Origin of the sequence: Microtetraspora sp. AC03309 (assembly GCF_020826795.1) — a bacterium.
Lineage (GTDB): Bacteria > Actinomycetota > Actinomycetes > Streptosporangiales > Streptosporangiaceae > Microtetraspora > Microtetraspora glauca.
The window spans coordinates 1-5,569 of the sequence record NZ_JADDIL010000157.1 but is presented as its reverse complement, the minus strand read 5'-3'; the positions used below and the strand labels follow the sequence as shown (position 1 = coordinate 5,569).

Here is a 5,569-nt window from a genome sequence, read left to right as displayed (position 1 = left end):
TTCCCGCCCCATTCCCTCGCCCCGCGTACGGCCCGCGTATGGCCCGGCCTGGACGTACGACGCGGATTGTCGGAGGCGTCGGGCAGAATAGGCGACCGTGACGACCTCTATTCAGCAGCGGATCGCCGACGAGCTCGGCGTGCGTGAGGCCCAGGTGACCGCGGCCGTCGACCTGCTCGACGGCGGCGCGACCGTGCCGTTCATCGCCCGCTACCGCAAGGAAGTAACCGGCATGCTCGACGACGCGCAGCTGCGCACGCTCGAGGAGCGGTTGCGCTACCTGCGCGAGATGGAGGAGCGCCGCGCGGCGATCCTGGAGTCGATCCGCTCCCAGGGCAAGCTCGACGACGCCCTTGAGGCGCAGATCATGGCCGCCGACTCCAAGTCACGGCTCGAGGACATCTACCTTCCCTACAAGCCCAAGCGGCGCACCAAGGCGCAGATCGCCAGGGAGGCCGGGCTGGAGCCGCTGGCCGACAAGCTGCTGGGCGACCCCACCCTCGACCCGCAGGCCACCGCCGAGACCTTCGTCGGCGAGGCGGTGGCCGACGCGGCCGCCGCGCTCGAAGGCGCCAGGGCGATCCTGGTCGAGCGGTTCGCCGAGGACGCCGACCTCATCGGCGAGCTGCGCGAGCGCATGTGGTCGCGGGGCCGGGTGGCCGCCGCCGTGCGCGAGGGCAAGGAGGAGGCCGGCGCCAAGTTCGCCGACTACTTCGACTTCTCCGAGCCTTTCACCAAGCTCCCCTCCCACCGCATCCTCGCCATGTTCCGTGGCGAGAAGGAGGAGGTCCTGGCCCTTACGCTCGACCCCGAGGCCGAGGAGCCCAACGGGTACGAGCTGCGCATCGCCCAGCGCTTCGGCGTCCGCGACCAGGGGCGGCCGGCCGACCGCTGGCTGTCCGACACCGTCCGGTGGGCGTGGCGCACCCGCGTCCTCGTCCACCTCGGCATCGACCTGCGCACCCGCCTGTGGCAGGCGGCCGAGGAGGAGGCGGTCCGCGTGTTCGCCGCCAACCTGCGCGACCTGCTGCTCGCGGCGCCGGCCGGCACCCGGACGACCATGGGCCTCGACCCCGGCCTGCGCACCGGCGTGAAGGTGGCGGTGGTCGACGCGACCGGCAAGGTGGTCGCCACCGAGACGATCTATCCGCACGAGCCGAAGCGGCAGTGGGACCAGTCGCTCGCCGTCCTCGGGCGGCTCGTCCAGCAGCACGGCGTCGAGCTGATCGCCATCGGGAACGGCACCGCCTCGCGGGAGACCGACAAGCTCGCCGGCGAGCTGGTCAAGCTGATGCCCGGACTGACCAAGATCGTGGTCTCCGAGGCCGGGGCGTCGGTGTACTCCGCGTCGGCGTACGCCTCGCAGGAGCTGCCGGGCCTGGACGTGTCGCTGCGCGGCGCCGTCTCCATCGCGCGCCGCCTGCAGGACCCGCTGGCCGAGCTCGTCAAGATCGACCCCAAGTCGATCGGAGTCGGCCAGTACCAGCACGACCTGTCCGAGCTCAAGCTGTCCCGCTCGCTCGACGCCGTGGTGGAAGACTGCGTGAACGCCGTCGGCGTCGACGTCAACACCGCCTCGGCCCCGCTGCTGACCCGTGTCTCCGGCATCGGCTCCGGCCTGGCGGAGAACATCGTGGCGCACCGCGACGCCAACGGTCCGTTCCGGTCCCGCCGCGCGCTCAAGGACGTGGCCCGCCTCGGTCCGAAGGCGTTCGAGCAGTGCGCGGGCTTCCTCCGCATCCCCGGCGGCGACGACCCGCTCGACGCCTCCAGCGTGCACCCCGAGGCCTACCCTGTCGTCCGGCGCATCCTGGACACCACCAGGAGCGACATCACGACCCTAATCGGCAACACGGCGGCGTTGCGGGCCATCGAGCCCGCGCGGTTCGTGGACGACACCTTCGGCCTGCCGACCGTCACCGACATCCTCAAGGAGCTGGAGAAGCCCGGCCGCGACCCGCGGCCCGCCTTCAAGACGGCCACCTTCAAGGAGGGCGTCGAGAAGATCTCCGACCTCACACCGGGCATGCTGCTCGAGGGCGTGGTCACCAACGTCGCCGCGTTCGGCGCGTTCGTCGACATCGGCGTCCACCAGGACGGGCTGGTGCACGTCTCCGCCATGTCGACCAGCTTCGTGAAGGACCCGCGCGACGTGGTGAAGCCGGGTGACATCGTCCGGGTGAAGGTCCTCGACGTCGACATCCCGCGCAAGCGCATCGGGCTCACCCTCCGGCTTGACGACGAGACCCCCGCCCGCGGCGAGCAGCATCAGGGTGGCGCGCGTGGCGGCCAGCGGGACGGTGCTCCCAAGGAGCAGGGCGGCCGGTCCCAGAAGGATCGCGGCCGGTCGAACCGCGGTTCCTCCGGCGGCTCCTCGGGCCGGGGCGCCGGTGGCAACGCTCCCGGCGGCTCCATGGCCGAGGCGCTGCGCCGCGCCGGTCTCACCGACCGCTGACCTCGGGCGCGTTCTCACTCCGGTGGCCGGCGGATCCCTCCGGCCACCGGACCGATCGCGGGCCGGCTCCCGGCGCGTCCGCGCACAGCTGGGCGAACCAGCCGAGGAAGGGAAGCAGCAGGAGCCGTCCCACGCGGCCCGGCCGAGGTTCAGGTGCCGGGCCGCGTGGGCGAATGCCGTCGTAACCGCACGGGGCCGCCCGGGCCACGCCTCAGCCGGTCAGGGCAGGCAGGTCACGCGGCGCGGTCCTGGGCGCAGACCTCGGCGAGCACGTCCAGGGAGACGTTCAGAACGGCGGCGAGCGCGGCGATGGTGAAGAAGGCCGGTGTCGGCACGCGCCCCGTCTCGATCTTGCGCAGGGTCTCCGCGGACAGGCCGGCCGCGGCGGCGACCTCCACCATGCTCCGCTCGCCTCTGGCCTGCCGCAGCAGATTACCCAGGCGGTTGCCTCGTTCGTGATCCAGCTCGGTCAGCGGGGGTCGCACCATGGGCGCGATCCTAGCAACCGTGATAACAATACCGGCATACCTATTGGCCAACCGGGAGAGTCGCCTGGTTGAAATCACGACCGACGGAGACCTGGCGGCGACGCGCGAAGCGGGCGGCCGCGCCGTGCACGTCGAGCACACCGAGCACGTCGTGGCGGTCACGGACGACGACCCTCGGGTGCTCGCCCTGCCCTGACCGCCGTGAAGGGAACCCGGTGAAGGGAGCCCGGTGAAGGGAGCCCGGTGACGGGAACCCGCGCGGTCAGGCGACGCCCTGCCACCAGCCGTCGACGGCGGGCGGCCGGTCCGCACTGATCCGCTCCCCCGGGCGTGGTACGGCGAGCCGCAGGTCACGGGCCTTCGCCTCGCGCCACAGCCGGTCGACGGGCTCCGCCCAGGAATGGAAGGCGAGGACGAAGGTCGCCCAGTGCACCGGCACGAGCAGTTCCCCGCCCAGAGCGACGTGGGCCTCGACGGCCTCCTCCGGGGTCATGTGGATGTCGGGCCAGCTCGGGCTGTACGCGCCGATCTGCATCAGCGTCACGTCGAACGGCCCGTACGCCGCACCGATCGCCGCGTAGCCGTCGAAGTATCCGCTGTCGCCGGTGTAGAAGACCTTCCGGCGCTCGCCGGCGAGCACCCAGGAGCCCCAGAGGGTCGGGTTGCGGGAGAGCCCGCGACCGGAGAAGTGGCGGGCCTCGGTGACCGTGACGCGCAGCCCGGCGATCGTGAAGGTCTCGTTCCAGTCGAGTTCGACGATCCTGTTCGAGGGAACGCCCCAGCGGTCGAGGTGCGCGCCCACCCCCAGCGGTACGAGGAACGGGGCCACCTGCGTCCTCGTCAGCGTGCGGACGGTCGCCATGTCGAGATGGTCGTAGTGATCGTGGGAGATCACGATCGCGTCCAGCGGCGGCAGCTCCTCGGCCGGCACGGGGAGCGGGTGCAGCCGCTTCGGCCCCAGCAGCGGCGTCGGCGAGCAACGATCGCTCCACACCGGGTCGAACAGCACGCGGCGGCCCTCGATCTCCACCAAGGTGGTCGCGTGACCGTACCAGACGATGTCAAGGTCGGACTCGGCGGCGGCGGTCGGGACCAGCACGGGGACCGGCCCGGCCGGCTTGCGCCGCCGCCCGCTCATGAGCATGTCGCGAACGAGCTGGCGGCTGTCCGCCGGCGTGGCGACCACGCTGGGCATCGAGTTGGCGAAGGCCGAACCCTTGAACTGCGGTGAACGGCGCACGCGCGCGGCCCGCGCGCCCCTGGGTCTGGCGCCGAGCTCCGCCGGAACCTCTCTCAGCGCCCATCCCGCGGCGGCGAGGGCCGCCGCCCCGGCCAGGACCGCCCCCACACGCAACGCCCGGTTTCCCGCCATCCGCACCTCTCCCGTCGCCCTGCCGCGGCCCCGCTGTGGCCGCCCGCCCCTTGATCAGGGTAGCCAAGGCGCGCGCGACAGGAGCGGGGACGCGGGCGCCTCATTGATCACGCGGCACCCGGGGATGCGAAACCCGACACATCGACATATGCCATACCGGACAGCACTGCGGACGGCAACACGCAGATGATCCGGTGAAATCGGGAGCCTCCACAACAATCCGAAAGCTCGATAAGACAGCGACACGATGGAAGCCGCAGGCAGCGGGCGAAAGGCCGGAGAAGCCCCGCGTATGGCATGTTCCGTACTGCAGTAACGTTCCTCGCGGGGATTCCGGTTCGCGGTATAAATGCGCAATATCCTTGCGCACATTGCAGGGTCATGGCCGAAGGGGCAGGTCATCTTGGACGCTACGGGGGCTGGGCTTTACTTTTCCGTTCTCGGCCCGTTGACGGTGACGCGAGCGGGCTCGGAACTCGATCTCGGGGGGACACGGGTCAAGGCGCTGCTCGCGACTTTGCTCATCGCGCAGGGGAGGGTCGTCACCGTCGACCGGATCGTCGAGGCGATCTGGGACGGGCGCTCTCCCGGATCCGCGGTGGGCACCCTTCACTCCTACGTCACCAAGCTGCGCCGCACGATCGAGCCGGATCGGCCGCCCCGCGCGGCGCACGGGTTCGTGGACCGGCAGGGTCCCGGTTACGTGCTTCGTGTACGGCCCGAGTCGGTGGACGCGGAGCGGTTCACCGCGCTCGCCGAACGCGGCGCCCGCCTGCTGAACGACGATCCCATCGACGCGGCGGAGCACCTGTCGGCCGCGCTCTCCCTGTGGCGCGGCCCCGCCTACGCCGACCTGCGGAACAGCGAGGTGGCGGCGGCCGAGATCGCCCGCCTGGAGAGCACCAGGCTCGACGCCCGCCAGGACCACGCGGCGGCCCGGCTCGCCATGGGCGCGGACGCCTCGGCCCTCAGCGATCTCGAGGCGCTGGTCCGCGAGCACCCCCTGGCCGAGCGCGCCTGGGAGCTCCTCGCGCTCGCCCTCTACCGGAGTGGGCGGCAGGGTGACGCGCTGGCGGCGCTGCGCTCGGCCCGCGACCATCTGCTTGAGGAGCTGGGCGTCGACCCGGGACCGGGGCTGCGCGCCATGGAGACCGCGATCCTGAAACAGGACCCGGAGCTGAACGGGCCCGCGTCGTGGCCGGGGGCCCAGCCCAACGGGGACCAGCCGGGCACGGCCGCCCCCGCCTCCTCCAC

The 5,569-nt window shown here is 71.8% G+C and carries 5 protein-coding genes; 3 read left to right on the top strand and 2 right to left on the bottom strand.

The window, feature by feature from the left end; translation table 11 throughout:
* The first annotated feature begins 97 nt into the window (after positions 1 to 97).
* Positions 98 to 2,455, top strand: coding sequence for a Tex family protein (locus IMZ11_RS41680; RefSeq protein ID WP_228648969.1), 2,358 nt, complete (start codon positions 98 to 100; stop codon positions 2,453 to 2,455).
* A 233-nt stretch (positions 2,456 to 2,688) separates the two neighbouring features.
* Here IMZ11_RS41680 and IMZ11_RS41675 read toward each other — a convergent pair whose 3' ends face one another.
* Positions 2,689 to 2,943: a helix-turn-helix domain-containing protein gene (locus IMZ11_RS41675; protein WP_061255717.1), complete on the bottom strand. Its 255-nt coding sequence runs from the start codon at positions 2,941 to 2,943 to the stop codon at positions 2,689 to 2,691.
* Between the two features lie 19 nt (positions 2,944 to 2,962).
* Between IMZ11_RS41675 and IMZ11_RS41670 the strand changes: the two genes are divergently transcribed.
* Positions 2,963 to 3,139 carry a hypothetical protein gene (locus IMZ11_RS41670; protein WP_228648967.1) on the top strand — a complete coding sequence of 59 codons (177 nt, stop codon included), beginning with the start codon at positions 2,963 to 2,965 and terminating at the stop codon, positions 3,137 to 3,139.
* Positions 3,140 to 3,205: 66 nt separating this feature from the next.
* Here the strand turns inward: IMZ11_RS41670 and IMZ11_RS41665 are convergent, their stop codons facing one another.
* Positions 3,206 to 4,315, bottom strand: a complete 1,110-nt coding sequence (locus IMZ11_RS41665) for an MBL fold metallo-hydrolase (RefSeq protein ID WP_228648964.1) — start codon at positions 4,313 to 4,315, stop codon at positions 3,206 to 3,208.
* Positions 4,316 to 4,769: 454 nt separating this feature from the next.
* Here IMZ11_RS41665 and IMZ11_RS41660 point away from each other — a divergent pair.
* Positions 4,770 to 5,569: AfsR/SARP family transcriptional regulator (locus IMZ11_RS41660; protein WP_228648970.1), on the top strand; the 800-nt coding region annotated here is incomplete at its 3' end.